The following is a 2,934-nucleotide window of genomic DNA, read 5'->3' as shown; positions in this document are numbered from 1 at the left end:
CCGCGCAGACCACTCCGCAAGGCCGTGACCAGGGACTTCAAACGACTGGCCAAGCGGATGGACCGGGCGCGGCAAAGCCCCGAGGGGCCCGAACGGGACGCCGCCGCGCACGCCGCGCGCAAGGCCGCAAAACGGCTGCGCTACGCCGCCGAGACCGCACGGCCCGCGCACGGCAAGGCGGCCAAGCGGTACGCCCGCCGTGTCCGCCGGCTCCAGGACCTGCTCGGTGCCCACCAGGACGCCGTCGTCACCCGCGCCGCGCTGCGGGAACTGGCCGCCGAGGCGGACGCCGCGGGCGAGCCGTCCTTCGCCTACGGCGTGCTGTACGCACGGGAGGAGCGGGCCGCCGCCGACACCCTCGCCGCACTTCCGGAAGCCTGGCGCGACCTGCGCGCCCACCGCCCACTGACCTGACCGGCCCCCGCTCCTGACCTGACCGGCCCACCGCGCGCCTGACCGCCCGGTCGCGCGTCTGGCGGGCCCGCCGCCGGGAGTGGCCGACCGCCGCCGCCGAACGGGTTAGTCTGGATGGTCACCTGTGTACGCAGAATCCCGCGCGCCGCGGCGCGAGGCCGTCACGCCCCCGCATCCAAGGACACATCCCATGCCCGTCGAGTCGGTCTTCCCCCGGCTGGAAGCCCTCCTCCCGCATGTCCAGAAGCCGATCCAGTACGTCGGCGGCGAGCTGAACTCCACCGTCAAGGAATGGGACGCCTGCGATGTCCGCTGGGCGCTGATGTACCCGGACGCCTACGAGGTCGGTCTGCCCAACCAGGGCGTCATGATCCTCTACGAGGTGCTCAACGAGCGCGAGGGCGTCCTGGCCGAGCGGACCTACAGCGTCTGGCCGGACCTCGAGAAGCTGATGCGCGAGCAGGACGTGCCGCAGTTCACCGTCGACGCGCACCGCCCGGTCGGCGCGTTCGACCTGTTCGGCGTCTCCTTCTCCACCGAACTCGGCTACACCAACCTGCTCACCGCGCTCGACCTCGCCGGCATCCCGCTGGACGCGGCCGACCGCACCGAGGACCACCCGGTGGTCGTCGCCGGCGGCCACGCCGCGTTCAACCCCGAGCCGATCGCGGACTTCGTCGACTGCGCGGTCATCGGCGACGGCGAGCAGGCCGTCCTGGAGATGACCGGGATCGTCCGCGCCTGGAAGGCCGAGGGCCGCCCCGGCGGCCGGGAGGAGCTGCTGCTGCGGCTCGCCAGGACCGGCGGCGTCTACGTGCCCCGCTTCTACGACGTCGAGTACCTGCCGGACGGCCGCATCGCCCGCGTCGTGCCGAACCGGTCCGGCGTGCCGTGGCGGGTGTCCAAGCACACCGTGATGGACCTCGACGAGTGGCCGTACCCCAAGCAGCCGCTGGTCCCGCTCGCCGAGACCGTGCACGAGCGGATGTCCGTGGAGATCTTCCGCGGCTGTACCCGGGGCTGCCGTTTCTGCCAGGCCGGCATGATCACCCGCCCGGTGAGGGAGCGGTCCATCACCGGCATCGGCGACATGGTCGAGAAGGGCCTGAAGAGCACCGGCTTCGAGGAGGTCGGCCTGCTCTCGCTGTCCTCCGCGGACCACAGCGAGATCGCCGACGTCGCCAAGGGCCTCGCCGACCGCTACGAAGAGGACAAGATCGGCCTCTCCCTGCCGTCCACCCGGGTCGACGCGTTCAACATCGACCTGGCCAACGAGCTGACCCGCAACGGCCGGCGCTCCGGCCTCACCTTCGCCCCCGAGGGCGGCAGCGAGCGCATCCGCAAGGTCATCAACAAGATGGTCTCGGAGGAGGACCTGATCCGCACCGTCGCCACCGCCTACGGCAACGGCTGGCGCCAGGTGAAGCTCTACTTCATGTGCGGTCTGCCCACCGAGACCGACGACGACGTGCTCCAGATCGCGGACATGGCGACCAAGGTCATCGCCAAGGGCCGCGAGGTCTCCCGCTCCAACGACATCCGCTGCACGGTCTCCATCGGCGGCTTCGTCCCCAAGCCGCACACGCCCTTCCAGTGGGCGCCGCAGCTGTCCGCCGAGGAGACCGACGCCCGTCTGGAGAAGCTGCGGGAGCGCATCCGCGGCGACAAGAAGTACGGCCGCTCCATCGGCTTCCGCTACCACGACGGCAAGCCGGGCATCGTGGAGGGCCTGCTCTCCCGCGGCGACCGCCGGGTGGGCGACGTCATCCGCGCCGTGTACGAGGCCGGCGGCCGCTTCGACGGCTGGCGCGAGTACTTCAGCTACGACCTGTGGATGGAGTGCGCCGCCCGCGCCCTGCCCGCCCACGGCGTCGACGTCGACTGGTACACCACCCGCGAGCGCACCTACGAGGAGGTCCTGCCCTGGGACCACCTCGACTCCGGCCTCGACAAGGACTGGCTCTGGGAGGACTGGCAGGACGCCCTCGACGAGACGGAGGTCGAGGACTGCCGCTGGACCCCCTGCTTCGACTGCGGCGTCTGCCCTCAGATGGACACCCACATCCAGATCGGCCCGACCGGCAAGAAGCTGCTCCCGCTCACGGTCAAGAAGTAGCCGCGCGACGCGGACGTTTCGGCCCGTGCGGAGAACCGTGGATCTCGACGAGGCGGCGGCGGAGGTGGCCGCCAGAAGACCCGGCTGGCGAGCCGCCGGCCTTCTGGTGGCCGAGCCGACGTGGCGTGACGAAGCAGCGCCGTGGCCGCAGACTCTGGAGACCGACAGGGCGCGGGTGAGCCACCCCGACTCGTTGGGGCTCCTCGTCTCCGGCCCGGCCGGGACTCTGCTGTCGGTTGTGCTCTTCCGGGGCGGCTGGGCCGATGTCGACTACTTCGCCGGCGGCGACGATGCCGGGGTGCTTCCTGCCTCGGGGATCAGATCGGCGGCGGAGTTCGGCGTCCGCCTCGACGCGTGGGTGGGCCGGGTGTTCGGCGAGCGAGGGGGCTGAACGGCCCTGGGGC

3 protein-coding genes are annotated in these 2,934 nt (G+C 71.6%); all 3 read left to right on the top strand.

Annotated elements, in window-relative coordinates; genetic code table 11:
* Positions 1-414: CHAD domain-containing protein (locus GL263_RS24410; protein ID WP_182857907.1), on the top strand; the 414-nt coding region annotated here is incomplete at its 5' end.
* Between the two features lie 190 nt (positions 415-604).
* Positions 605-2,530 carry a TIGR03960 family B12-binding radical SAM protein gene (locus GL263_RS24405; RefSeq protein WP_182857906.1) on the top strand — a complete coding sequence of 642 codons (1,926 nt, stop codon included), beginning with the start codon at positions 605-607 and terminating at the stop codon, positions 2,528-2,530.
* Between the two features lie 25 nt (positions 2,531-2,555).
* Positions 2,556-2,921 carry a hypothetical protein gene (locus GL263_RS24400; protein WP_182857905.1) on the top strand — a complete coding sequence of 122 codons (366 nt, stop codon included), beginning with the start codon at positions 2,556-2,558 and terminating at the stop codon, positions 2,919-2,921.
* The last annotated feature ends 13 nt before the right edge of the window (positions 2,922-2,934 follow it).

It is taken from the genome of Streptomyces durbertensis (assembly GCF_014156695.1).
Classification (GTDB): domain Bacteria; phylum Actinomycetota; class Actinomycetes; order Streptomycetales; family Streptomycetaceae; genus Streptomyces; species Streptomyces durbertensis.
This window is presented reverse-complemented; position numbering and strand designations above follow the sequence as displayed.

Bases quoted from the DNA above. Each gene is read 5' to 3' on its own strand.
- GL263_RS24405 (WP_182857906.1), top strand. From the start codon at position 605: ATGCCCGTCGAGTCGGTCTTCCCCCGGCTGGAAGCCCTCCTCCCGCAT.